Origin of the sequence: Vibrio sp. sp1, from assembly GCF_016920955.1 — a bacterium.
Classification (GTDB): domain Bacteria; phylum Pseudomonadota; class Gammaproteobacteria; order Enterobacterales; family Vibrionaceae; genus Vibrio; species Vibrio alginolyticus.
On sequence record NZ_CP060590.1, the window covers coordinates 541,663 to 565,613 of the forward strand.

Sequence of the window (23,951 nt, forward strand, 5' to 3'; positions counted from 1 at the left end):
ATGTAGTGTTTTCTTTCTAAAATACAACCAAGAAAATCTACCGACTAATTATCTCGTTGTATTAAATAGGATTATCAAAAGTGTGACTCGGATCTCTTTTTTGTTTTGTTGTCTTTCGACATGGTCACTTCTTCGCTAGCCCCTTCCCATTCAAATACGGCAGGATGTGCGGACGTGATTCGCCAGCCAGTTTACTGGTGACTTCTTGCGACCAAGTACTCTGTTTTTGATTGCTCGAACGGTTTGCATAGTAGTTTTGCATAGTTTGGTCATACGTCTGAATATCATCCAAGTTTAGGTCTTGATACTGATTCTCATGCACCACGACATGCTTAGGTAGGCGAGGTTTTACTTCAGGGGCTTGATCTGGATGACCAAGACACATACCAAATAAAATGGCGGTATTTTTAGGTAAACCTAATAATTCGTCTACTTTTTGGGCATTGTTTCGTAAACCACCAATATACACACCTCCTAGTCCCATCGACTCCGCCGCAAGCAAGCAATTTTGTGCCATGATGCCCGAGTCTACAGCGCCTATTAGCGTTAACTCGGTAAAATCAGCTTGAACATCTGGGTTGATACTGGCGTGGCGTTGGTAATCAATGCAAAACACCAAAAACTCAGCCGCGCTTTCAACGTACCCTTGATTTCCGGCATATTGAGCTAATAGCGTACGTTTTTCTTTGTCGGTCACGCGAATAATTGAAACGACTTGCAACATGCTTGATGAGGACGCCGCAAGGCCGGCTTGAAGAATGGCATCTAATTGTTCGCTCTCAATCGGTTGTGAGGTGAATTTTCGAATTGAGCGGTGATTGAGAATTGTTTGAATCGTGCTGTTCATGGTGACTTAACATCCCCTGTTACGTTAAAGGCTGAAGACTCACCTTAGCGACATTTGATGAGTCGGTAAACTATCTCAAAAGAAAAACAATGCTTGGCGCATAAGTGTGAAGACGATTCGAGATTACACCACTCGTTCTGTTTGAGAGCGTATATACTGTTTTTAGAATCAATAATTTAAATGCAGTGGAATATATGAAAGAACTCATTGTTCATACAGTTACGGTGTTTATGGGCTTCTTTGCCATCATGAACCCTATCGCCAATATTCCCATCTTTTTGAGTTTAACTGCTGATGAAGATAAAGAAACCATCCGTTCCATTGCGCTCCGCTCGGTTTTTATTGCATTTATTATCATCGCGATATTTTCTATTGCCGGTAAGTTAATTTTTGATTTGTTTGGTATCACGCTTTATGCATTGCGAATAACAGGCGGTATTTTGGTGTTTTTGATAGGTTTTAACATGCTTCAAGGTGATTCGACGCATCAGAAAACCAAAGAGAAGGCGTATTCACCAGCTCAGCAACGGGCGGCATTGAGTATTGCAGTGTCTCCACTGGCGATGCCAATATTAGCTGGGCCTGGAACGATTGCTACCGCGATGAACTTTGCGACAGCGGGTGGTTTCGATCAAACCATTATTACTATCGTTTCTTTCGCTGTCCTCTGTGTGATCACCTATGTACTGTTTTTATTTGGAGACAAATTGGTCAAAGCGGTTGGACCAAGTGCTCTAAATGTTGTGACTAAAATGATGGGCTTAATTCTAGCGGTTATTGGTACTCAAATGTTCATTGATGGCGCGGGCGAAGCCTATAAAACGGTTTTCTCCTAGATTTCTCTTAGACCTTGCCACCTTGGTTAAGCCCGCAATTACATTTCTAACGGGTACGGATTTTTTGAACTTTAGTTTTCATTTTCTAAGAGAGAAATAAATAGACTTCACCTATTTCAATAATAAGAATATTCAATTGTTGTGATTGCACGAATTTCATTACTCTTTTGGCAAGGAGAATGGGGGAAATATGGCAACAAAAGCAATTGTAGTAGAAGGTGGCGCGATGCGAGGCGTCTTCGCAAGCGGAGTGTTAGATGCGTTTTTAGAGCAGAGTTATAAACCGTTTGATTTTGCAATCGGTGTATCTGCTGGTGCATCAAATTTGATTGGGTATTTGACCGACTACCCGCATCGCAGTATTAACGTCATTACTAAGCTGGCCACAAGCAAACGCTTTTTTGACCCGACTCGCTTCGTTAAAGGTGGAGACCTCATCGATGTGAAGTGGTTGTTTGAAGAATCTAATCGCTTGTATCCCGTCGATGAAAATAAACTGTTTAATGGCGTTCCTTTTCTCGCAGCGACAACAAATGTAGATACAGGGCAGGCAGATTACTATCGCGTGACACCTGATAATTTTCACCATGCGATTGAAGCGACAACAGCATTACCGATTGCCTACAAGCATACCCCTTGTTTTTCTGGTGGTTGTTATACCGATGGTGGGGTCGCGGACTCTATCCCAGTGCGTGAAGCTTATCGTCGAGGGGCTCGCGACATAACCGTAGTACTCTCTCACCCGCTGAATTATGCCAAAAAGCCAGTTAAGACCACATGGCTGATGAAGAAACTTTTTGCGGAGCACCCCAAAATGGCGGATGCGATGTTAAGACGTGCAGATAACTATAATCAATCATTAGAGTTTATTCGTAACCCTCCACCAGGAACACATGTTAGGGTAATTGCCCCACCAGATAATTTTCATGTTCAGCGCTTATCAATGCGACAATCCGTTTTACTAGAAGGGTATGAAATGGGACTGATTGAGGGGCGAGCGCATCTCACTAGTTTATCTGGTGTTCATGGTTTAGACCGGGAAAGCTGTCATTTTTGCGTTTGATTATAAAAGAGCCTCATCGTGAGGCTCTTTTTACTTAACGTTCAAAGGGTGATTTAGTTGACTTTATCCCAAGCCATCTCCCAGTGTGAACCTATTCCAGGCTCGTAATGATTTGCGCTTTCTTTCCACTGCATACAGTAACCAGAGTATGGGAAAGGTTTACATTGATAAATGCCCCCGTCGCTGGCAAGCACTTTTGTGCCCGCCGTGTAGCTAGATAGTCCTTCAGGGAAGACAAAATCGTACTCATCAGATGGTGGTGGAGTAACTGACTCTTCTTTTAAGTGAAAGTCGAGTGTTTGCTGATCCACCAAGTTGCCATCTTTATCCTTAATACGTGTTACGAGCATATGGTGACCCGGCTCCGATTTACTTAAAGCGAGCGATATCGCCTCTACCGAGCCGTCTTTCATTTCGTTTGCCCAACTTGCAAGTGGTTCGCGATGGTGATTGTAAACGGTGAGTTCTGCATTTAAATCGCCTTCAGCAGTTAGTGTCAGATCCAACGTTGTCGGTGTTGACTCAATGATATATTCGTCTGCTAAGCCATCTACTGTGAGTGAGTATTCTGGAACAGGAGTTTCAATGTTATAGCCGATCTCTACTCGCTCAAGGCCGCTATTTGCTTGCAGATACACCGGATTAGTACCATAAACAGGAGTGAATTTATCCTCTGCATACTGCCCGGCTTGCAGTTTTGCTTGTTCTTGGTTTAGCTTAGTCGCGAGTGCGTAAGACCAGTTTTTCGCTTGGCCCATTGCTGCATCGGTAATTTCTAGTTCAGTTCTATACGCTATGTTTTCACCTGCTTGATCAAATACGCGCGTATAAACCGAATCCCCAATATTTAAATCCATTGTAGGAATAATTTGACCGCCTTGCTTCCAATCTGGAATAACGGGACTGTCACCATCAAATTTCACATCGATCACGTTATAAAATGAGGCTGCAGTGTCGCCAACATCCCATACTGCCAGGATGACATGGTATCCCTCGCGAGTAGGCACATTACATTGATGGCTTACCTGTTTCGGGGGTTGAACCATATTGCCGTCGACGACACAGAAAGGAGTTAGATCAAAAGAGTCTCGTGATAGTGAAGCGTTTGGGTTCCAATCAGGCTTGGTGATGTAATATTTCCAGTCGCGCGTCACGTGGTTAGCGGTAAATGTCCATTCAAAAGTTTGTGTACCTGCTTGAATAGTGCGTTTTACCCAACGGTCGGCAGTTTGCTCATCAAGGGCAGCTGCTAAAGCGGTTTCGGCACTCGCTATTTTACCATCGCGAGGCCCTGTTTCGGGAAAGCCATCAGGGCCTTCAACGCTTTGCGGTTCATATTGAATCGCACCGCAGTTATTATTTTTTTCGTTAGTATCTGGCGTTGGATACTTACATAGTGCCGAGCGACTTGCAGCGACACCACCATTGGTTTCTGATACATAACCGTGAGCCGCAGCACCTGAGCTAATGCTTGCAAGTGCTAACGCGAGTACGGATTTGGTTGGAAATGATTTCATCACATGTCCTCTGTTATGGCTGACAAACTAGTGTCACACCCCGGCGCATGCTGAGCATAAAGCAACGCTACAGAAATTGGACTTCTGTAACACTGCGTCATGGTAACCCCGCTATCATGAGCATTCTTTTAGATTTTTAAATGCTGACAGACCGGAAGCTTTGCGTCCCACCCTTTCGAATGGTTTGCCGAAATGTGATTGAGCAGCCAAAATTTAGCTTAAGAATTTACATGTGGAAAAGTAAACGTCACTGACATGGAATCCTGTTCTCAAATTGAAAGATAACGATATCTTAACCTCGTCAATATTGTGCAGTGTTGTCTTGCAAGATATTGATTTTAATTTTGTCTTTATCTTTTTTTTATAGTCATCGTGAATGAGTGGGGGTTTGTTGGGGATAAGTGGAGAGGAATCGTGCTAAGGGTGGAAGAAGTTCTGTCTAAAGGGCGGAGTGTACCGCCCTTTGAATGGTGTTATTTCGGCATGATCACAGTATCAATCACGTGAATGACACCGTTTTTAGCTTTCACATCGGTTGCAATGACATTTGCATCGTTAACCATGACTTTATCGCCCATGGTTTTAATCATCACATCTTGCCCCTGAACCGTAGTCGCTTTGTCTAGCTTAACAACATCGGCAGCCATCACTTTCCCTGGGACGACGTGATAAGTCAAAACAGATACTAACTTGTCTTTGTTTTCCGGCATTAAGAGCATGTCGACTGTGCCGTCTGGCAGTTTTGCAAAAGCGTCATCCGTTGGTGCAAAAACAGTAAATGGGCCTTCCCCTTTGAGAGTGTCAACCAAGCCCGCTGCTTTTACCGCAGCAACAAGCGTATTGAAAGAGCCGTTTTCAGCGGCAACGTCGACAATATCGGCTTTCATCATGCCATGCTCATGAGCCTTGACGGGAAGCATAAAAGATAACGTTGCCATCAGTGTCGCCGCGATAACTAAGATACGTTTGAACATAATGTGTTCCTTACTAGTTGAGGGTACAACGGGTTCCCTGGAGTGTGTTTGCATTTGTACGCATTGTGATTGAGAGATGATCATCGCGTCCTACTTTCTTTTGAGGGTCTAACATGTCGCGCAAGAATTCGTCTGCCTTCTTGTTTCACATCGGCTCGTTTCCGCCACGTCCATAAGCGCTCTCTTGCTGCCTTAGCTGCGTTGTCTGGTGTGATAATAGGTGCAAGGTAACGGCTATCTGGCTGCAACTGATACATGACAGCTTCCATCTGGGTCATTGTCCAAGGCTCGAATAAAAGAGGGGGAGGAACCATTTGCAATTCAGGTACCCACTTGTAGATGAACGTGCCGTCAGGATCATGTTCTTGGGCTTGCTTGATCGGATTATAAATACGGATTGTGTTAGTCCCGGTTACTCCTGCTTGCATTTGGAATTGTGGGTAATGAATTCCGGGCTCAAAGTCGAGAAACAGTTGCGCTAAATGCGTTACACCTACTCGCCAATTCATGTTCATGTGGTGAGTAAGAAAGCTAACCAGCATGGCACGCATGCGAAAGTTAATGTAACCAGTGTGGTGCAAACAGCGCATGCAGGCATCAATCAAAGGTACGCCAGTATGCCCGGATTTCCATGCTGCTAACTTTTCTTCATCGAAAGTACTACTTTGTTTAATCAATGGTTCGTAAGCCCGATTAACGCAGTAAAACTCCATGTCGTATTCCGATTCGAATTTTTGGATGAAGTGACAGTGCCAATGAAGCCGTGAAGACAATGCAATTAAGCTGCGACGAAACCCAGCCACTTGCCAGTGTTTCAAAAGGTATTGATAAACTTCACGCAAGGATATGTTACCCCAAGCGAGGTATGGAGAAAGGCGAGTACAGGCTGTACGTGAGGCAGTGGGACTAGAAATGCTTCGATAGTAATCACGACCTCGACGATGAAAAAAGTCCTCTAGTGTTTTCCAAGCGAGCCGGCTTCCTCCCGTTTGCATTCCTTTGCATTTTGATAGCCAGGATGATGGTGGCGAAAACGAACAGCCGAGAGTTTCTGCATCCAATGAATGCAATAAGTCGGTTTGGAGCTCAATAGGGCTTATTGAGGCTCTCATGACAGAGTCCCAATGTTTGTCCCAACCTTGCCGGTTTTTTGCACCTCTGATAACAGCACCGTGTTCGAACTCAAACCAGTCGATGTTCTGCTCATACAGCCAAGCGGCAACTTGTTTGTCGCGCTCAAAGGTGCAGTTGAGTCCTATTTCTTGGTGAGAAAAAACAGCGTTGATTTGATATTGCGCTTGAATTGATTGGAAACATGCTAAGGCATCGTCATACAGCACCGTGATTCGATGCCCATACGCTTTGAGCGTCTCATCCATGTCTTGCAGTGATTGCCAAACAAATCGCCAGTGGCGCTCAGAATAGTGTGGGTTGTTCAATAGCAATGGTTCAACAATATACAAAAGCACAGTTGGGTGCTTTGTTGATAATGCTTGAGTTAGTGGTTGATGGTCAGTCAGCCTTAAATCTCGTTTTAACCACACGACATTGATTGTTTGCATCGGAATCCTCTTTGTTTCCGATGTTGTACGCAAGTAAACCGAAGAAATCTCATCCAATGATCGGTTTTATTCCACAAAACGTAGAGGTAACTTTTAGGGAGGTGACACATGGCAATACCATTGAGTAAGTTACAAAAATACTTCTATGTAGACAAATTGGTCATTCATTCGCTTGATCTCGCATTGTACCAGGCATCTGTCGTGATTGATGGAGAAGCGCAATTTATCACTGATGACAACGGTATCTTTTTGAGGGCTCATTCCCTGATCGAGATGCAAAAGAAGTGCAGGAATATCAAGGCAAATAAGCAGGTTTTAGTGCATCAAAGTGCTTATGATGAAATGGTGGGGCTACCCGAAGGCAAAAGAGACAATAAACTAGAGGTATTGGTGCGTAGTAAAAGCGAGCCACCTTACGGCAGCTCGCTAAATATAAGGAGAGTTGGGCTTAGTCTTGTTTACGCTGCGCTTCTTTTTGCGCGTACTTAGCGGCACGTCGGGCTTCTCTTTGCTTGGCACTTTCACCACCAACATGCTGCTCGCCTCGCTGCTCTGCAAGAACAATTTGTTTTTCACGCTCGCGGAATCGAGCAATTTGTTCTTCTGAGTGTGTGCCGTGACATTTTGGACAGCTCACGCCTTGCTCGAACAATTCTGACTGTTTGTCTTCTTCAGTGATCGGTAGACGACAAGCGTTACATAAATCGTAATCTGCTTTTTCTAGCTGGTGGTTCACTGCAACACGCCCGTCAAATACGTAACAATCGCCTTCCCACATGCTCTCTTCTTGAGGAACTTCTTCAAGATATTTAAGAATGCCGCCTTCTAAGTGGTAGACCTCATCAAAGCCCTGTTCTTTCATGTAAGCCGTTGATTTTTCGCAGCGGATACCACCGGTACAGAACATCGCAACTTTCTTGTGTTTTGCCGGGTCCATGTTTTCTTTTACATAGTCTGGGAATTCACGAAAGGTTTCAGTATTTGGGTTTACAGCGCCTTTGAATGTCCCGATCTCGATTTCGTAATCATTACGTGTATCGACAACAAACACTTCAGGATCAGCAATAAGATCGTTCCACTCTTGAGGTTTCACGTAAGTACCCACTACGTGGCGAGGGTCTATACCTTCAACACCTAATGTTACGATCTCTTTTTTCAATTTCACTTTGGTGCGATTGAATGGCTGGGTCTCAGAATACGACTCTTTGTATACGGTGCCAGTCAAACGAGGTTCGTTGTTTAGCCACTCCAGTAGCGTATCAATACCTGCACGATCAGATGCAACAGTACCGTTGATACCTTCACTTGCCAGTAGTAATGTTCCGCGAATATGGTGTTTTTCCATCAACGCAAGTAATGGCTCGCGTAGCTCTTGATAGTTATTCAGCTCAACAAACTTGTACAGCGCACAAACTACATACTGACTAATGAGGTTTCCTTTAAAAATACAGGTGGTCAACGACCTTAAAATTTTAGCGGCACGAAGTATACCTGACTAAACTAGTCGGAAATACGGACAAATTATACGGATATTATGAGTAGGCGGGGCCTGGCGGTCTTTGATAGGAGGAGCATGTCCGCAGGTGAAGCCGCTATGTGTTCAAATTATAAGCATTAATTATAGTGGGTTAGGTAGGTTGGAGCCGATACTTTTGGTTTAGATTTATGCTGTTATTCTGTTTTAGGCCCTTCAAAAAAGTTAGGCGCAAGAAGCACCAAATAATCACCGGAGTCATTGACAAGGAAAGGACATGTCGCAGTTTTATACATGAGGTGGTGAGGGATAAAGGTTTAGGGACAAAGAGTGAATGACTGATCGCCATTGTTCATAAACCGCTATAAAACGCCTTTTCACCACATACTGAAAAGGCGTTTTTCTAACGTCTGCCGTGCTTATTTCAACGTAGCTGCGGTCTGTTTACCCATGGCTATGAGCCTATCGAGAATACGTTCACCGTCGGCACGTAAACCGTTGTGCTCGTACTCATTGGTGATCCACGCTTTTGAATTTGGTATTAACGCGAGCGTCTCTCGACTGATATCCATTTCAACAAACATATCATCGGCGTAAACGGCGCAACTGACAGGCACTTTGTTTTGAGCCAGTTGTGTTTGATCGTACAGCGCAGCCCAATCTTCTTTCGCGGCTAATATTTCTGCGGCGTCTTTTAGTGGCTTGAGGTTAACGTATTGGTCGAACATCCATGGGAAGACCATTTCCCCCGTAAAGTAAAATGGCTTGCCAGATTCATAATTAAACTCTGATCGGGTTTGGCGAACGCGGTGCGCACTCCAATTCGACGCGAAGCTTTGACAGTAAATCGATTCATGCAAAATGGCGTAGATCGGGTTGGTTTGGAAGTTTTGCTGCGCCAACATATCGTTTAAGAACTCATAACGAAGTTGTGGTTTGCCGTTCACTTCAATCAACGCGCTTTCTAGCCAATAGTAAGTTGGTAAGAAAGTATCACTCACACCAAAGTTGATGCCGATTTGTTGAAATTGTTCCACCGTGAAGCGTTGACCATTTGGTAGGTACTCTTCATTTTCTAGCAAGTGATTCGCAATGTTTTGGCAAAGTTGCTGTGCATTGGGAAATTGTTGGAAGAACGCTTGGTTTTTCTCCATGGTGCGTTTGAAAGTGGCTTCATACACATCGTCGGCATGACGCGAGACTGATGGCACGCCACCTGTGATGTAGCTTTGTAGCAAGCTGTCTGGGAACAAAGACAAATAGGTGAGGGAGCAAAAACCACCAAAGCTTTGACCTAAGATCGCCCATTTTTCGACGCCAAATTGCTCACGAATGTATTCCGCATCACGAACAATGTTGTCTGCGCGGAAGTGGCTTAAGTAGTCTGCTTGTTGCTGCGGTGTGAAATGAGCCAGAGTCTGATGATTAATCACCGAACTATTGCCCGTACCGCGCTGGTCGAGGAGCAAAACTCGGTACTCTTGCAGCGCGCGTTTTACCCAGCCGTTATTGCCGTTTTGACGCGGAGAGGGAAAGCCAGGTCCGCCCTGAAAGTAAACCAACCAAGGTTTGGTCGATTCTTCATCGCCAACTAGGCAAACCGCACGGGCGAAGACTTCAATGGTGCCTTTGCTCGCGTCTTGGTAATCCAGAGGAACGGTAAAACTGTGGGGAGTGTAATGCAATCCTGCGTCGATAAATGATTGAGCGTTCATTGTTATCTTTATTTCCTTATTGAGGGGTAGCGCTACTTTACTGCGAATGGCATGAAGAACCAATGCTATTTCCCAATCGCCTCTTCAGTTCTATACCTTGGTCAAATCAATGTAAGTTCAAGAAAATGAAACGATTAGCGACTGGTGCAACTGGTTGAGTGAGCTATGCTCAATAGAGTTGCGACAAAGTAAGAGCATGGAGGAAGTCGGATGAAAGTGTCACTGGCTCGATGGACAATTGTGACTTGTTTAATAAGCGTACCTACTTTTGCCGTTGTTACGCCCAACCCACCTCAGTTACAGGCAAAAGGTTACGTATTAATGGACTTTCAATCCGGTGCCATTATTGCCGAGCATAACGGGCGAGCAGGCCTTGCTCCGGCGAGTTTAACCAAGTTGATGACCGCTTATGTAGTTGGACAAGAAATCAAAGCGGGGCGTTTGAAATGGGATGATGTTGTCACCGTGAGCGAAAACGCGTGGTCGGCCAAGTTTCCCGGTTCTTCTAAAATGTTCATCAAACCGAAAGATGAAATTAGTGTTGCGAACTTAATGCGCGGCGTGATCATCCAATCAGGAAATGATGCGTGTGTTGCACTGGCTGAGCATGTTGCAGGCAGTGAACGCGGCTTTGTCGCCTTGATGAATGGTTGGGCGGAGAAATTAGGACTGCAAGACACCTATTTTGTGAACTCCCATGGTCTTGATAGTGATGGCATCCAAACCTCACCAACCGATATGGCAAAACTCATGCAGTCGATCATCAGCGATGTTCCTGATGTGTATGCGCTATACAGTGAGAAAGTCTTCAAGTGGAACGACATTACACAGTACAACCGCAATAAATTGCTGTGGGACAATTCCATTGATGTCGACGGGGGCAAAACCGGCTACACCAGCAATGCGGGATACAGCTTGGTGAGTTCGGCCAAAGAAGGAAGAATGCGCCTTATCTCGGTGGTGATGGGCACGCCAAGTAAACAGGCTCGGATCAGCCAATCGAAGAATCTACTCAGCTATGGTTTTCGTTTTTATGACACCAAGCAAGTTGCTAAGCAAGGCCAAGTTGAGTCTAAAGTTCGCGTTTGGAAGGGAAATACCAATCAAGTTGAGGCGATCTTTGCTAAAGATGCCTATCTCACTCTGCCTCGTTCAATGACGGCTGGGCTTGATAAGAGTGTGGTGTTAAATGAACCGTTGATTGCGCCGATCGCGCAAGGAGATGAGATTGGTAAGGTCGTTTGGAAAAGCGATGACAGTACCGTGGCGAGTTATCCCTTGGTCAGCAGCCAAGCGGTAGAAGAGGGCTCGTGGTTCGCTCAGCTTTGGGACAGTCTGGTGCTGTGGGTGAAATCGTTCTTTAACTAGAATAAAAACGAGCAGAAGTGTCTTTCTGCATTTTTTTGTTGATGGCCGCCCAGCTAAACGCTGGGCGGTGTTTTATTTAACGGTTTATTCCGACAAGGTGATGATTGGTAAATCGTCCCAAATCTTACTTTCATCCGATGCGCCACCGGAGAAGTTCCAAGGGCCTTTGTCTTGTTCTAGCGGACGGTAAGTTGCTGAAAGACCGTCTAGGTCCCAAGTCGTGACATAGAAACGGATACCATCGAGCGAATCTGGGCGGCCTAGTGCATCGCTAGCAAAGTCCATTGAAATGGTGTTGTTGGCTTTGTCTACTGTCACTGTTGGTGCTGGCGTTACGGCTTCTCCCCATGTCGTCGCATTTGCTCCTTTGGTGTTGTAAATAGAGCTTTGCCAGCCAAAAACAACCGCATTGCGACTCCAGGTTCCGCTTGGCATAGAAGCGTTGACCTTCGGTAGCTCAGACAAGTTGGTTGCGGCTTCTTCCGGTAAATCAATAAAGATGGTGAAACCCACGTGGTCGAAGCCGTTTGGTGGTAACCAAGTGTCGGTGATCTTGTCCATGGTGAAGGTCAAACGTACGTTACTGCCAACGGTAAACACTTCTGCTTTGTTGATCGCGAGCTGGCTATTGTTTTTATCGAATGTTGGATCCGTTGGTAGCGAATAGTTACCGTTAGGACCGCCCATGCCATCTTGCGCATCACCCGCGTCATCAATAGTGTCGTCTGGCGTGTTCGACCAGCTTAAGTCCGACACAAAGTTAACATCTTCAATGCCAGCTTTTTTCTCAGTAGAATAAATCGCGAAGCGGTGTTGCTGTTCGCCAATCGCAAAGTGACGAGTCGACAGCGTGACGCTAAACTGGCCATCAGCGCCTACAGTAATGGCTTGCGCTGTTTCCAAGTTACCATCGACGACGAGGTTCAACTTCTCGTTGGCGTTCGCACTACCCGCGATAACAATATCACCAGTGATGGTTTTTCCTTCCCAATCCTGCGCCAGTTGGATGTTGAGGTCTGGGGTATTTACAGATTGGTTGCTGCTTGTTTTTGAGTAAATCACTGCTGACTTGGCTGGCAACTCAAGGGTTACGTGACCATTTTCATCTGCGACTAACTGTTCTGGAGCGTCTGCCCAGTTCGACATGATTTGCTGTTTGAAGACGGTACCGCCCGCTTGCTCTACATCGAGTTGGTTCATCAACATCGGCGAGTTGGATGTGTTCATCACAACCAAGACTTCGTCGTTATCCAACGTTCGGGTAAAGGCGAAGACGCCCGCGCCCGCTTTATCGCTGCCAATCACTTTCATTTCGCCGCGTGTCATGACTTTGTTTTCAGTGCGTAGCTTGGCAAGTTCTTGAATAAACAAGTACATCTCACTGTTTTGGTCGAATGAGTCTACGTAGTCGCCATCTTCACGGTAACCGCCAGCAAACATCGCATCGCGCGCTGCTGACATTGCCTGTTCAGTACCTTGGTAAATCACAGGAATACCCGGCACGCTCATCATGGTGATCAGTGCTTGCTTCATGTCATTCACGCTACCTTGCGACAGAAAGCGCGGCATGTCGTGATTATCAATGAAGTTCGGCATGATGTATGGATTCGGGAACATCTCCATCATTTTCTCAAGACGGAAACGTAAATAGTCGGTCGGTTGTCCTGATGCAAATACGCGCGTCATGGTCGCTTGCAATGGGAAGTTCAGTACCGAGGTTAGCTGTTTCGGTGAGCCACTTTCACCGATGTAAGTCAGCATCTTATCTTCGCCTTCGGTGTTGTATGGCGTAGATGTTTCGAATACTTCACCAAAAGTGAGGAAGTTGTCACGACCGGTATCAACCGCTTGCGTCATCACACCATCGTTGGCGTGTAGGAAGTCGTTCCAGAAATCGTGTTCAACAAACTTCACGGTATCGATACGGAATCCGTCGACGCCGACTTCGCGAATCCATTTTCGGTAGCTCTCTTTTAGATAAGCGCGTACTTCAGGATCGGACGTATTAAGGTCATCCAAATCAGAGAGTTGCCAGGTTTTTTCTTGTACTGGGTCGTTATGGTCGGTGATGCTTGGCGTCCAGTGGTAGCTGCCTGTGCCGTCTGTTTTACACTCATTCATGTTGAGTGGGTACGGCAGCTCTTGCCCGGCAGGTAGTGCATTTTTTATCAAACGGAAACCTTGGCAAGGAAGGCTAGGATCGTAATTGTATGGGGCATCGTAAGTGAAGAAGTTACCAACATGGTTGGTCACGATGTCTTGAATCAAGAACATGTTACGAGCGTGCACTTCTCGCGCTAACGCTTGGTAGCTTTCCATGTCACCAAAGTGCTCATCCACTTTTTGGAAGTCACGCGCCCAGTAGCCGTGGTAGCCGCCGTAGTTTTGTTCTGCGTCCCACCATTGGTTTGCCACTGGCGGTGTAATCCAGATAGAAGTAGCGCCTAGGTCTTCGATGTAGCCCAGTTTGTCGCTGACACCAACAAGGTCACCACCACTGAATTTTTTATCCGACGTCGGATCGAATTCGTTTTGCTCTTGATCATTGAGAGCGCTGTCGCCGTCGTTAAAACGGTCGATCATCAGGAAGTAAATGATTTGATCTTGCCAATCAGGAGATGCCACGTGGCTGCCTGTATCGACTGGTGTGGTTTCGTCGCTTCCACAGCCAGAAAGGGCAAGAGCGATCGCGAAAGGAAGTATTTTTATTTTATTCATTGGGCTAGGTAGAGTTTCAAACACAGTTTTTGCCTCCGTTATGCAGCAATGCAGAAACGATAAAGCAAAGGTTTGAAATTGAGAGTGTCATTTTACGCCAAAAAAGACGTGAAATGATGTCACGAAGTGATGGTTTTGATCTGACCGACAGTTTTAATTGAGCGGTTGCACAATAGGATATTGTATCGGGTAATGCTCTTTCGCGAGCTCGTTGTCGGATTCATCATAAAGGCGGAAACGGCACTGCTTTGCAGTTTGAGTGAGCGATAATTGCAGCACCCAACAAGCATAATGTAGCGAGTGTTGGGTCAAGCGCATTGCGTGAGGTGTGGGGTCATCATCGACGTAACAGTCAATCCTCGCAACGTTTTCAAGTCGGCATGCCAGTTCGATAAAGAGCGTGTATTGCGCCCCGATATTAATAAGCTGCCGAGTCGGGACAATGTATTCCGTTGCGCCAATTAAAAGCCCCTTAGAAACCACATAGTCACGCTGGTGGTTATTCTCAATGTAACGTTCCCCATCGACTTCATAACAAAGGCGAAAGGTAAGGGGGTGCGCTACCGGAAGTTCGGTCGTTGCCCATAGTTCGGTGCCATGACTTAAAAAACGCTCGAAGAAAGCGGGGTAGCGCCGCCATGCGCCATCACGGTCACGGCATTCTACCGAGACCACTTTCTCAAACGCAATATTGTCCACTTCCATCCAGATTTTGCCGACAGGTTGGTCGATATGGTTATCGTCGAAGGTATTGGCTTTGGCGTAGTACAAGCGGATGGGCTGGTTATTGAGATGAGTGCGGTTATCCAAGCACTGCTGGCGATATTGCATTGGCGAAAACGGATACCAACGACGAAAAGTGCGGTGAAAGTTCGATGGTTCTTCATAACCAAGTTGATAGGCGATTTGCTGCGTTGTGAGTTGGGTGTCGGCAAGCAAAGTGAGTGCTTGATTTCTTTTAGCGAAATCAATGCATTGAGAGTAGCTCATTTGCTTTTCTTGCAGTCGACGTTGCAAGGTGCGTTTGGAGACGCCCAGTTGCCTTGCCGCTTGCTCTAACTTGAGCGCGTAATTGCTGTTTTTGATGAACAAGGCGTTCAAAACACTCAGTAATTCTGGTTGTTCAATTGGCTGGTGAGAAAGCAGCAAATAAACATGTTTCACCAAGTCAAACACGTTTGAACTCGTTTTAGAATCTTGCGTTTCCTCTAGAAAAATATCGGCCGCGAGTGGATTGTTGGCGTGAACTTGTACCTGTATTGATTCGCTTAGCTCAAGCATTTCCAACTGCATTTTGAGCAAGCCAAACACCGACTCCGCCCAATTTGGCATATCGGCCGTTCTACATTCGACTTGCAGATGGATTTGGGCATCACCATGTTGCAATGTGACGTACAAACGGCGGTCGAATAATGAGACACTTTTACTCCACCAAAGCAGCCCTTCTTGGAGGTTAGGCGCTTCTTTCAACATCATGCATTGCAAGGCCACCAACTTCTCAATGTGCCAATATTCGCCGGCAATTCGAAGGTGATTGTGACCGAGCTTTTTGCACAGAAAGGATGTAATAACGTTATCTTGAGGCAGCATGAGTTGAGTTTGGTTGCGAGCAAACATGCATTATTGCTGAAAAGATGAAGAAGTTCAGTGAGAACGCTCAAAGCCTTTCTTATCGTTTTATTTTCAAATTTATTTTGAAAATGTTTTTAATCGAAATCGGTTTTTCCCTTTATCTCATGAGGTTATGCTGTTACACAGCTTAAATTCATTAATTGGAGAACCTCATGGATATCGTACAAGCTGCAAAATCTCGTTACTCAACGAAAGTGTTTGACCCAACGCGCAAGCTACCTCAAGAAAAAATCGACGCAGTTAAAGAGCTGATTCGTTTTAGTCCATCGAGTGTGAACTCCCAGCCTTGGCATTTCATTCTGGCAAGCACAGAAGAAGGCAAGCAGCGCATCGCTAAAGCGGCGCAAGAGAATTACGCGTTTAACGCGGCGAAGATTCTCAACGCATCTCACGTATTGGTGTTTTGTGCAAAAACAGGCATTGATAACGACTACATTGAAGCGCTAATGGCGCAAGAAGAAAAAGATGGCCGATTCCCAACCGAAGAAGCGAAAGCGGCTGTGCGCGGTGGTCGTAGCTACTTTGTGAACATGCACTGTTTTGATCTGAAAGATGCAAACCATTGGATGGAGAAACAAGTTTACCTCAACGTGGGTACGTTGCTGTTGGGTGCTTCGACGCTAGAAATCGATGCAGTACCAATTGAAGGGTTTGATCCAAAAGTGCTGGATGAAGAATTTGGCTTGCGTGAAAAAGGTTATACCAGTGTTGTGATCGTGCCGCTTGGCTACCACGCGGAAGATGACTTCAACGCGAAAACGCCAAAGTCTCGCTGGGACGCAGAAACCGTATTCACCGAGATCTAATTCGAGCTTACTTACAGGTGACGTAGAACCCTGTAATCAATATATAAATCGCAAAAGAGTGATAAAACGATGATCCACTTAGTTGCAGAAGTTAAAGCCTATCCAGATCGTAAGGGTCAGGTGGCGAATTTGCTTTCTGGTTTACTAGAGCCAACTCGCAAAGAAGAAGGCTGTTGCCAATACGAGTTGTATCTCGACGAAAAAGTTGATGGCCTATTTATGTTCCAAGAAATCTGGGCATCGCAAGAGGCCTTGGATAAGCATTTGCAAAGCCCGCATATGGCGACGTTTCTTGAAACATTGGAAGAGAATGATTGGGTTGAATATACCCAGATTCGTCCTCTTCGATTTATCGCCTAATGACAGAAGGTTGCCAGCACGTTGGCGCGTTGCTGGCAGCATTTTTGTTGGATAAAGTCGCGGAAAGTCCGAATCGTTGGCGTCAATAATCGACGATCGGCGCACACCATGTAGAGCGGCACTGGGCCGCAATCCCACTCTGGTAACACTCGCACCAATCTTCCTTCGATTAAGTCTCGGCTAATGTCCATCAACGATTTATTCGCAATGCCTTTGCCTTTGATCGCTAACCGGTGTGGCAAGTCACTGTCGTTGCTCAACAAGTTACCGCTGACCACGATTTGTTCTTTCTCGCTGCCACGCGTGAGCGTCCATTTGTTGTAGACCGAATCCGCGACCATGTAGCACAAGCAGTTGTGTTGTGTTAAATCGGCAGGAGAGGCGAGTTCTGGATGTGTAGCTACGTACTCTGGCGATGCACATAATATCCGTTCGTTTGACCCACATAATGCCAATACGACCAGATTGGAGTCGGCCGGCTCGCCGTAGCGAATCGCAATATCGACAGGCTTGGTGTACATATCCGTCAAGCTATCGGACAGCTCTAGTTTAATGGAAACATTTGGGTAGAGATCGATGAACTCATCCACCCAATCGAGCAACATATTGCGACCAAAATCGGAGGGTGCAGTAATGTGCAGCTGACCAGACAACTCCCCGCGCGCACTTGAGATCTGATCCAACCCCTCTTGCAATGTTGCCAACGCTTGCGTGGTTTTGTCTAAAAACAGTTCGCCCTCTGAGGTTAAACGCAGGCTTCGGGTGGAACGCACAAACAACGGGAAACCGATTTGCCCTTCAAGACGCTTAATCGATGCGCTAATGGCGGCAGGTGTCATGTCCATACTGTTAGCGGCTTTTGAAAAGCTGCCTTGGCGCGCGGTTTCGACAAAAATATTGAGGTCGTTGAGGGCTTTCATAATGAAAAGGGCTTTTAAGAAGTTTGGGCTACTATAGGGGAGAGTCGTAGGCCAATTCAAGGTTAAAACATTAGGTTGCACGGCGAGTTTGAGTTAGATTAGCGCGCAACTTCACTTTACCGGATCAATAGCATGAGCCAACAGCAGCCGAATAACCCACTTCACGGGTTGAGTTTAGAGAAAATCGTCACCCGACTAGTTGAACACTTTGGTTGGAATGGCATGTATGAGCGCGTTCGTGTGAACTGTTTCAAGAAAGATCCTTCAATCAAATCGTCGCTGAAGTTCCTGCGTAAAACGCAATGGGCCAGAGATAAGGTGGAAGCGCTGTACATCGAGACATTCTGCTAACCGCTCTATGGTCTGCAGCAAGCGGCAAGCAGATTCTTAGTCTCGCTATGGCTCGCTAGAATGACGCAGCTTTTCTTATCGCGTAGGCTGGAAGAGTCGCGCTGCTGATGCGTCTCAAGCGAGATTTCGGATGGTCACTTAGGCTTGTCTGGAATCGCTTTTTTAGATGGTTTTGTAGAGGTCAGAGTCAAACTCGAACCGTCATTCTGAACCGCGAGGAACGAGCGTGAATCAGAATCTACCTTCAGATTGTATTGAGTTTATTCATGGCTTTATGGTCTGCAGCAAGCGGCAAGTAGATTCTTAGTCTCGCTTTGGCTCGCTAGAATGACGTAGCTTTTCTTATCGCGTAGGCTGGAAGAGTCGCTCTACTGATACGTTTAAAGCGAGATTCCGAGTGACTCACTTAGGTTCTTCTGGAATCGCTTTTTTAGATGGTTTTGTAGAGGTCAGAGCCAAACTCGAACCGTCATTCTGAACCGCGAGGAACGAGCGTGATTCAGAATCTACCCTCAGATTGTATTGAGTTTATTCATGGCTTTATGGTCTGCTGCAAGCGGTAAGTAGATTCTTAGTCTTGCTATGGCTCGCTAGAATGACGAAGTTTTTCTTATCGCGTAGGCTGGAAGAGTCGCTCTGCTGATGCGTCTAAAGCGAGATTCCGGATGGTCACTTAGGCTTGTCTGGAATCACTTTTTTAGATAGTTTTGTAGAGGTCAGAGCCAAACTCGAACCGTCATTCTGAACCGCGAGGAACGAGCGTGATTCAGAATCTACTCTCAGATTGTATTGAGTTTATTTATATCTCTATAGGCCTGCAGCAAGCGGTAAGTAGATTCTTAGTCTCGCCTTGGCTCGCTAGAATGACGCTAGTTCTCTTATCGCGTAGGTTGGAAGATTAGCCATACGTTATTCCCGACAGCGATGAAGAATCGCTGTCGGGAACCTCGCCTTTAATCTCTCATTTCTTGCTACTCTAAATGATGCGTGCTACCCACAGTTCCTTCCAAATCTAAAATCGACTGGCGAACGTGGTCTGGAATCGCCGCTTTTACGTTGTTCTTAAAATCAAACATCACACCAGTGGCGGTCGCGATGGTCGCAATTTTACCCCACTTCTTACTCAGCACTTGGTACTCCATCGTGATGCGATCTTCTTGCATGTCGATTACGCGAGAACCGACTAATAGCGTGTCTGGGTAAGTAACAGGCAATTTGTAGCGGCATTGAGTCTCGCTCAGTACTGGCCCAATTTGCGAGGTCTGCAGGTCGACCAGCAGGTTAATTTTGTTGAAGTAATCTAAACGTGCGGTCTCGAAGTAGCGAAAATAGACCACGTTATTAACGTGTTGCAGAGCATCCATTTCACCCCATGCGACTTTTATCTCTGTGATAACGGGAAAGTCCTTTAACAGTGTGTCCATTTCTATTGCTCCTTTTTCATCTGCTTTGCCACAAATTGCGACGCGACTTATCACTTTGAGCATTTATTCTAGATGTAATCATTTAATATGTAATAAAATTGTTTTTAAAATGTGAAATGAAATAGTGGTTTGATTATGTAAACCAGAAACTTTACATAATCGAGTTGAAGGCGTAAGTTTAACTAAGAGTAACCAGATAGGAGGTGTCTCATGATTGAACTCAAAGGTTTCAACCTCGCAAGAGTTGAGAAACGCATCGATTGGACAGGTGAGCTGTTCAGTTTGAGAATATCTGGCGCGCCTCTTTCCTTTAAAGCTGGCCAATTCACCAAGCTTGCTTTGCTTGATGATGAAGGTAAGCCGATCAGCCGCGCTTACTCTGTGGTTAATGCGCCAAGCGAGCAATTCGATTGGTTGGAGTTTCTAATAGTAGCCGACCCTCAAGGACAACTTTCTCCACGGCTCCAAAAGCTTAAATCTGGTGATAGCATTTATGTCGGTACCACCGCACATGGCGATTTAATCCATGATTCTATTCCTAAACAGGCTCATGACCTGTGGCTGCTATCTACAGGTACGGGGATTGGACCGTTTTTGTCGCTGCTGGATGATATAAACTTACCGCCTCACAATGAGCGCATTGTGCTGGTTCATGCCGTTCGTTTCGAAAAAGATCTGGTTTATAAATACCTAATTGAACAGCTTCAGCAACGATATGAAGGCAGATTAAAGTATATACCGATAGTCAGCAGGGAAGTGGTTGATGGTAAATTACAAGGCCGAATTCCTGAACTCATCGAATCGGGTTTACTGTCCAACGCCGCTGATGCGCCATTCTCAGCTCAGCGTAGCTTTGTCATGATGTGTGGGAATCCACAAATGATCAAAGATACCGTGCCCGTTTTACAAGAGCTAGGCTTGGAAAAGTATCGCCATCAAACTGGGGGAAATATCATTTACGAACGTTACTGGTAGCGTTTTGTTAAATTGATACGGTTATGCTCAAGATGTAATGATTACTTTTGAGATACGACCGCGATTTAGTATGTTCTTAGTTGAATATTATGTTGGCAATACCTAAACTGCGCTCACCATTGCGCGTCTGTACACTCAGTCATTCTCGCTTAACCAATTACATTGAGGTGACTGAAGTCCATGTATGCTTTTATCGCGAGCAAGCAACAGAGAATCATTGCTGGTTTTATCGACCTGCTCTTTGCGATGGTGGTCGTGTTAATCATCGCATTGAGTATTAACTCTTTTCTTAACGACTTTCAGCTCTCTTTAGCAGATAACCTCACGCTTGTTCGTGAAACTCAGGCGTTTTACTTGCTTTCTTTACCAACGGTTTTAATGATCAACTGGAATGCATTGAGTCATGGGCAAACCATTGGTATGCGCATGATTGGTATTAAAGTTGTAATGAAAAATGATAGTAAGGCAACGAAAGTTACAGCAGGGTTAAGGCTTGTTATTAGCTACTTGCTGGAGATGCTCATTCCGGGGATCCCGTTGGTAAATTTGGCATTGTTGTTCTTTCATCCGGAGCGACGATTGTTGCATGACTTGATCGCCAATACTAAAGTTGTCCAAGCTTCCTAATTTTTGATCAAAAAAGCCACGTGAAGTGGCTTTTTTAATATCGATAAAGTTAACCAGATTTACTGTTGATTAACATATTTCTTAAAGCGAGCTTTGGTTTCTGCGTCTGCTTTTTGGTACCAGAAGTGCAGCATCTCTTCAGCTGTCGAATCCGCTTTAACCGCAGTTGCTCTCACTTGCTTCATATCCGCAGGAACCTTTGCAGGAAGCGTGACTGGCTGCATGGTTGCTGCGCCAGCAAAAGCCACGGCTGCTGCACCGCCAGCTTGGTTATAATCTTCGATTTCACGCACGTAATCACGACCGATTTGCATACCCGGTTTGAGCAACTTGTCCTGGTCAACCGCGATTGCGTTGCCAGAATCATCAACCAGTTTCCAATCTAAGTCTTTGATCTTCTCTTCCGCATCACGTAGGTTGCGGTATTCTGGCATTTGTAGAGTGAGTTCGGCATTGGTCGCGTCAAATCGTGTAACGATAACATCGCTTTCAACACTTAAACGGTCATTACCTTGGTTGAAGTAAGGGGCGAAACGAAATACGACTTGGTTAAGGCCATCAGGTAACGTCAGTGTTCTTTCAGAGGCGAAAAAACCACCCGAAAGATCTGCTTTTTCACCGTTAGCCGCTAATACTGAAACGTTGTCAGGAACACTCACGGTTACATCTGCGAATGCCATGCCACTCATTGCGAGAGCAAGCGCACAAGTTAAAGGCTTGATCAATTTCATTGTTTTTATCCTAAGCAAATTAGTGGTCATCGAGAGTGCATCGTTCATTGCCCGATTGCAACTCCCAAGTGTAATAAGTATGAAAATTTAACAAGAACGTCATTTTTATCGCATTTATTACGACGAAACTGTGATCCAAATAGAATCAAACCGCTGAAATGCAGCGGTTTGATATCATAAGTTATAGATTAAATTTATTTCTAACTTATTGATTTATTATATGCCTGCACCGTGTCCAGGTTCTGATTGGTCATTAGAAGCGTCTTGTTGTTCTGCCATTTCTTCTTGCTGTTGTGCTTTCTCAATGCTTAACCACCAAACAAATAACTCATACCAAATTGCTAGGATAACGGCACCTAAGAACAGACCAACGATGCCGTAGAAAAGCATACCACCGATGGCACCGAGCAGAATCACAGGCATTGGCACGTCGACGCCACGTCCCATTAACATTGGTTTGAACAGGTTTTCAGAAAGAGCCGCAACTACGACCCAAACAGTAAACATGGTTGCTGTTGAGGTGTCTTGGGTCATGTACATGAAGCCAATCACAGGTAGCACAGCGAGCAACGCCGGGAGCTGAGCGATACATAAAATCATTAGAAGCAGTGTGAGTAAACCTGCTGCCGGAACGCCAAATACGAAGAAACCAGCACCGATCAACAGTGCTTGAATCGCCGCTACACCGACTACGCCAAGCAGTACGCTTTTAATTGTCGCTGCGATAAGCGTGGTCCAGCTTTTTGCGTTTTCACCTGCGGTTCGAATCGCGATGGTTCTTAGGCCTGATGCCGCAGATTCAGAGTACGTCATGAAACCTGCTGCAATCGCAAGTGACAAGATTGAAAGCAGTAAACTTCCCAATACGCCCCCAAGTGTACCCAGTAAAGATGTGAGCCCTGCCTTTATTTGTGGCATAAAGGTTTGAATAGCTTGTTCAAGATTAGTAGCGAATAGGGTCCACACTTCGTAGAGCTTATCACCCACGATAGGCCAATCCGCTACGGAAGCTTTTGGCCCTGGTATTTTCACTTGTCCATTTTGTAGTACTTCAAGCGCGTGCGTTGCACCATCCACAATGGAGCCTGATACCATAACAAGTGGCGTGACAAGGAGGGCAATACCAAGTAAAGCAATGGTTGTGGCTGCCAGGCCTCTGCGACCACCATATACACGCTGCAATTTTTGGGTAAGCGGCATTAAAGCGACGGCTATAATAGCGCCCCAAATAACCGGAAGTATGAAGGGTTTGATGATGTCGTACGTAAACATCAGCAAGACAAAGATCAAGCCAATGCGTATTGCTGATTCCACCATATTACTGATGAAAAGCTTACTGTCGATTTTTACCGATTGTTTATCCATTTTTGTTTACCTGATGATCAATGTTAGAACTGACGAGACTTGAAACAACAATCGCCATATAAAAAACACCTGTGATGGCCTCTAAATACACCACGACTTGAGCCAGTGGTGTTAGAGGACTAATGTCGCCATAACCGAGCGTGGTTAAGGTAACGAAACTGAAATACGCTGCATTGGAGAAGTTCTGCCCCCAAGAAATCGCTTCCATACCGGTAAAGGCTTCAGGCGAAAACTCAAGCAGAATGAGGTAGGCAATCGCCCACATCAGACCAAGCAGCAAGAAAAGCGCTACCGAGCCAATGACTTTGTTGCTGTTGACATGGCCGGTGAAAAGAATCTGTCTTGCGATGGATTTAAAAGTGCCGAAAAAGAACGCAAAGGTGAGGGCAAGCATCACCACATTCATCTCTCTGATGTCGAAAACGGTCTTGATCACAATCACAAGAACCCAAACACCAAACAGGCTGTAGAGGAAACGAGACCAGGTTTTGTCAAAGCGAAGGCTCGCAAAACAGACGATAAACGTCAGAACCGTGAAAGCCTGAAGTATGTGTTCAATCGTCCCTTCACCTACTACTTGTGCCATCGCACTCCCTAGCAACAAAATCACTAGCGCTAAGGTTAGATAGAAGAAGTTGTTTTCTTCATTAATGTTTTTGAGGTTTTTACCAATGACCATGGCTCTT

General features: G+C 45.5%; 21 protein-coding genes, 1 pseudogene and 1 riboswitch. Of the genes and pseudogenes, 9 read left to right on the plus strand and 13 right to left on the minus strand.

The features are described 5' to 3' along the window. Positions 1–124 precede the first annotated feature (124 nt). Positions 125–847: an oxygen-insensitive NADPH nitroreductase gene (nfsA, locus tag H9L11_RS17910; protein WP_033906672.1), complete on the minus strand. Its 723-nt coding sequence runs from the start codon at positions 845–847 to the stop codon at positions 125–127. A gap of 194 nt (positions 848–1,041) precedes the next feature. On the opposite strand from nfsA, the gene H9L11_RS17915 reads away from it, so the two are divergent. Both H9L11_RS17915 and H9L11_RS17920 read left to right on the plus strand, forming a co-directional pair. Next, entirely contained in the window at positions 1,042–1,683 is a 642-nt protein-coding gene (locus H9L11_RS17915; protein WP_005374889.1) for a MarC family protein, read from the plus strand. A 190-nt stretch (positions 1,684–1,873) separates the two neighbouring features. Then, positions 1,874–2,746 (plus strand): patatin family protein, encoded by an 873-nt coding sequence (locus H9L11_RS17920; RefSeq protein WP_033906673.1) that lies wholly within the window; start codon positions 1,874–1,876, stop codon positions 2,744–2,746. Between the two features lie 53 nt (positions 2,747–2,799). On the opposite strand, the gene gbpA is transcribed toward H9L11_RS17920, so the two are convergent. The 3 genes from gbpA to H9L11_RS17935 form a co-directional block, all read right to left on the minus strand. Beyond that, complete coding sequence (gene gbpA / locus H9L11_RS17925) at positions 2,800–4,263, minus strand: N-acetylglucosamine-binding protein GbpA (RefSeq protein ID WP_033906674.1); 1,464 nt, start codon at positions 4,261–4,263, stop codon at positions 2,800–2,802. A gap of 98 nt (positions 4,264–4,361) precedes the next feature. Next, a riboswitch (cyclic di-GMP riboswitch) is annotated at positions 4,362–4,462 on the minus strand. Positions 4,463–4,736: 274 nt separating this feature from the next. Continuing rightward, complete coding sequence (locus H9L11_RS17930; protein ID WP_005384595.1) at positions 4,737–5,237, minus strand: fasciclin domain-containing protein; 501 nt, start codon at positions 5,235–5,237, stop codon at positions 4,737–4,739. A gap of 80 nt (positions 5,238–5,317) precedes the next feature. Continuing rightward, entirely contained in the window at positions 5,318–6,799 is a 1,482-nt protein-coding gene (locus tag H9L11_RS17935; protein WP_033906676.1) for a deoxyribodipyrimidine photo-lyase, read from the minus strand. A 108-nt stretch (positions 6,800–6,907) separates the two neighbouring features. Here H9L11_RS17935 and H9L11_RS17940 point away from each other — a divergent pair. Then, positions 6,908–7,192 (plus strand): annotated as a pseudogene (locus H9L11_RS17940) (DUF6482 family protein); the annotation flags it as partial. Between the two features lie 55 nt (positions 7,193–7,247). Here the strand turns inward: H9L11_RS17940 and H9L11_RS17945 are convergent. Both H9L11_RS17945 and H9L11_RS17950 read right to left on the minus strand, forming a co-directional pair. Beyond that, on the minus strand, positions 7,248–8,228 hold the full coding sequence (locus H9L11_RS17945; protein WP_017634441.1) for a rhodanese-related sulfurtransferase: 981 nt from the start codon (positions 8,226–8,228) through the stop codon (positions 7,248–7,250). 464 nt (positions 8,229–8,692) lie between these two features. Then, positions 8,693–9,988, minus strand: a complete 1,296-nt coding sequence (locus H9L11_RS17950) for an alpha/beta fold hydrolase (RefSeq protein WP_033906678.1) — start codon at positions 9,986–9,988, stop codon at positions 8,693–8,695. Positions 9,989–10,198: 210 nt separating this feature from the next. Between H9L11_RS17950 and H9L11_RS17955 the strand changes: the two genes are divergently transcribed. Further along, positions 10,199–11,356, plus strand: coding sequence for a D-alanyl-D-alanine carboxypeptidase family protein (locus H9L11_RS17955; protein ID WP_024701007.1), 1,158 nt, complete (start codon positions 10,199–10,201; stop codon positions 11,354–11,356). 84 nt (positions 11,357–11,440) lie between these two features. Here the strand turns inward: H9L11_RS17955 and H9L11_RS17960 are convergent, their stop codons facing one another. Beyond that, positions 11,441–14,098, minus strand: a complete 2,658-nt coding sequence (locus H9L11_RS17960; RefSeq protein WP_205391346.1) for an alpha-amylase family glycosyl hydrolase — start codon at positions 14,096–14,098, stop codon at positions 11,441–11,443. Between the two features lie 129 nt (positions 14,099–14,227). Beyond that, complete coding sequence (locus H9L11_RS17965) at positions 14,228–15,691, minus strand: AraC family transcriptional regulator (RefSeq protein ID WP_205391347.1); 1,464 nt, start codon at positions 15,689–15,691, stop codon at positions 14,228–14,230. 167 nt (positions 15,692–15,858) lie between these two features. Here H9L11_RS17965 and H9L11_RS17970 point away from each other — a divergent pair, with 167 nt between their 5' ends. Next, a complete protein-coding gene (locus tag H9L11_RS17970; protein WP_054574889.1) occupies positions 15,859–16,512 on the plus strand; it encodes an oxygen-insensitive NAD(P)H-dependent nitroreductase NfsB in 654 nt (217 codons plus the stop codon). A gap of 69 nt (positions 16,513–16,581) precedes the next feature. Beyond that, positions 16,582–16,872 (plus strand): putative quinol monooxygenase, encoded by a 291-nt coding sequence (locus H9L11_RS17975; RefSeq protein ID WP_054574890.1) that lies wholly within the window; start codon positions 16,582–16,584, stop codon positions 16,870–16,872. On the opposite strand, the gene H9L11_RS17980 is transcribed toward H9L11_RS17975, so the two are convergent. Further along, complete coding sequence (locus H9L11_RS17980) at positions 16,869–17,792, minus strand: LysR family transcriptional regulator (protein ID WP_005374928.1); 924 nt, start codon at positions 17,790–17,792, stop codon at positions 16,869–16,871. The genes H9L11_RS17975 and H9L11_RS17980 overlap by 4 nt on opposite strands. 132 nt (positions 17,793–17,924) lie before the next feature. Here H9L11_RS17980 and H9L11_RS17985 point away from each other — a divergent pair, with 132 nt between their 5' ends. Continuing rightward, the gene (locus H9L11_RS17985; protein ID WP_005374929.1) at positions 17,925–18,143 is read left to right on the plus strand and encodes a VF530 family protein; all 219 of its coding nucleotides are present in this window, start codon (positions 17,925–17,927) and stop codon (positions 18,141–18,143) included. A gap of 971 nt (positions 18,144–19,114) precedes the next feature. Here the strand turns inward: H9L11_RS17985 and H9L11_RS17990 are convergent. Then, positions 19,115–19,567 carry a thioesterase family protein gene (locus H9L11_RS17990; RefSeq protein WP_005374933.1) on the minus strand — a complete coding sequence of 151 codons (453 nt, stop codon included), beginning with the start codon at positions 19,565–19,567 and terminating at the stop codon, positions 19,115–19,117. 210 nt (positions 19,568–19,777) lie between these two features. On the opposite strand from H9L11_RS17990, the gene H9L11_RS17995 reads away from it, so the two are divergent. Both H9L11_RS17995 and H9L11_RS18000 read left to right on the plus strand, forming a co-directional pair. Then, positions 19,778–20,542 (plus strand): ferredoxin--NADP reductase, encoded by a 765-nt coding sequence (locus tag H9L11_RS17995; protein ID WP_017820554.1) that lies wholly within the window; start codon positions 19,778–19,780, stop codon positions 20,540–20,542. Between the two features lie 180 nt (positions 20,543–20,722). Next, on the plus strand, positions 20,723–21,169 hold the full coding sequence (locus tag H9L11_RS18000) for an RDD family protein (RefSeq protein ID WP_005374936.1): 447 nt from the start codon (positions 20,723–20,725) through the stop codon (positions 21,167–21,169). Positions 21,170–21,228: 59 nt separating this feature from the next. Here the strand turns inward: H9L11_RS18000 and H9L11_RS18005 are convergent, their stop codons facing one another. The 3 genes from H9L11_RS18005 to H9L11_RS18015 form a co-directional block, all read right to left on the minus strand. Then, positions 21,229–21,900, minus strand: coding sequence for a DUF2057 domain-containing protein (locus H9L11_RS18005; RefSeq protein WP_017634411.1), 672 nt, complete (start codon positions 21,898–21,900; stop codon positions 21,229–21,231). 216 nt (positions 21,901–22,116) lie between these two features. Continuing rightward, complete coding sequence (locus H9L11_RS18010; RefSeq protein WP_017820553.1) at positions 22,117–23,265, minus strand: AI-2E family transporter; 1,149 nt, start codon at positions 23,263–23,265, stop codon at positions 22,117–22,119. Next, positions 23,258–23,944 (minus strand): potassium channel family protein, encoded by a 687-nt coding sequence (locus tag H9L11_RS18015; protein ID WP_017634413.1) that lies wholly within the window; start codon positions 23,942–23,944, stop codon positions 23,258–23,260. Before H9L11_RS18015 ends, H9L11_RS18010 begins: the two co-directional genes overlap by 8 nt. Positions 23,945–23,951 lie beyond the last annotated feature (7 nt).

Coding starts and splice junctions, on each gene's coding strand:
- nfsA (WP_033906672.1), bottom strand. CDS start 847: ATGAACAGCACGATTCAAACAATTCTCAATCACCGCTCAATTCGAAAA.
- H9L11_RS17915 (WP_005374889.1), top strand. CDS start 1,042: ATGAAAGAACTCATTGTTCATACAGTTACGGTGTTTATGGGCTTCTTT.
- H9L11_RS17920 (WP_033906673.1), top strand. CDS start 1,874: ATGGCAACAAAAGCAATTGTAGTAGAAGGTGGCGCGATGCGAGGCGTC.
- gbpA (WP_033906674.1), bottom strand. CDS start 4,263: ATGAAATCATTTCCAACCAAATCCGTACTCGCGTTAGCACTTGCAAGC.
- H9L11_RS17930 (WP_005384595.1), bottom strand. CDS start 5,237: ATGTTCAAACGTATCTTAGTTATCGCGGCGACACTGATGGCAACGTTA.
- H9L11_RS17935 (WP_033906676.1), bottom strand. CDS start 6,799: ATGCAAACAATCAATGTCGTGTGGTTAAAACGAGATTTAAGGCTGACT.
- H9L11_RS17950 (WP_033906678.1), bottom strand. CDS start 9,988: ATGAACGCTCAATCATTTATCGACGCAGGATTGCATTACACTCCCCAC.
- H9L11_RS17955 (WP_024701007.1), top strand. CDS start 10,199: ATGAAAGTGTCACTGGCTCGATGGACAATTGTGACTTGTTTAATAAGC.
- H9L11_RS17965 (WP_205391347.1), bottom strand. CDS start 15,691: ATGTTTGCTCGCAACCAAACTCAACTCATGCTGCCTCAAGATAACGTT.
- H9L11_RS17970 (WP_054574889.1), top strand. CDS start 15,859: ATGGATATCGTACAAGCTGCAAAATCTCGTTACTCAACGAAAGTGTTT.
- H9L11_RS17975 (WP_054574890.1), top strand. CDS start 16,582: ATGATCCACTTAGTTGCAGAAGTTAAAGCCTATCCAGATCGTAAGGGT.
- H9L11_RS17980 (WP_005374928.1), bottom strand. CDS start 17,792: ATGAAAGCCCTCAACGACCTCAATATTTTTGTCGAAACCGCGCGCCAA.
- H9L11_RS17985 (WP_005374929.1), top strand. CDS start 17,925: ATGAGCCAACAGCAGCCGAATAACCCACTTCACGGGTTGAGTTTAGAG.
- H9L11_RS17990 (WP_005374933.1), bottom strand. CDS start 19,567: ATGGACACACTGTTAAAGGACTTTCCCGTTATCACAGAGATAAAAGTC.
- H9L11_RS17995 (WP_017820554.1), top strand. CDS start 19,778: ATGATTGAACTCAAAGGTTTCAACCTCGCAAGAGTTGAGAAACGCATC.
- H9L11_RS18000 (WP_005374936.1), top strand. CDS start 20,723: ATGTATGCTTTTATCGCGAGCAAGCAACAGAGAATCATTGCTGGTTTT.
- H9L11_RS18005 (WP_017634411.1), bottom strand. CDS start 21,900: ATGAAATTGATCAAGCCTTTAACTTGTGCGCTTGCTCTCGCAATGAGT.
- H9L11_RS18010 (WP_017820553.1), bottom strand. CDS start 23,265: ATGGATAAACAATCGGTAAAAATCGACAGTAAGCTTTTCATCAGTAAT.
- H9L11_RS18015 (WP_017634413.1), bottom strand. CDS start 23,944: ATGGTCATTGGTAAAAACCTCAAAAACATTAATGAAGAAAACAACTTC.